This window comes from Methylobacterium sp. J-077 (assembly GCF_022829365.1).
Classification (GTDB): Bacteria; Pseudomonadota; Alphaproteobacteria; order Rhizobiales; family Beijerinckiaceae; genus Methylobacterium.
Genome location: NZ_JAKSYJ010000243.1, coordinates 1 through 301, shown reverse-complemented (window position 1 = coordinate 301; position 301 = coordinate 1). Strand labels below are relative to the sequence as shown.

The window sequence follows — 301 nt, the reverse complement described above, 5'->3', positions numbered from 1 at the left end:
GAGGTGGACGGTCGCGTGTCGGCCGTGAGCACGAGATAGGCGTCGTCGGGGTGGGGCCGGACGGTGTCGGGGGGCGGCGGGAAGGCGTCGTCGACGATGTTGTCGGTGAGCACGAGCAGCGTGCGGATGAAGAGCCGGGAGCTCTCGGGCCCCTCCTGCATCCAGGCTGTGCGGTCCGAGGCCGGCGGCAGGGGCTTGGGGAAGAAGCCGCCCTTGGCACCCACCGGGACGATCACGGCGTTCTTCACCTGCTGGGCCTTAACGAGGCCCAGGATCTCGGTGCGGAAATCCTCCGGCCGAT

Annotated in this window: 1 protein-coding gene; it reads right to left on the bottom strand. The window is 69.8% G+C overall.

Features of this window, described 5'->3' with window-relative positions:
* Positions 1 to 301: NAD-glutamate dehydrogenase domain-containing protein (locus MKL11_RS31030; protein ID WP_243950859.1), on the bottom strand; the 301-nt coding region annotated here is incomplete at both ends.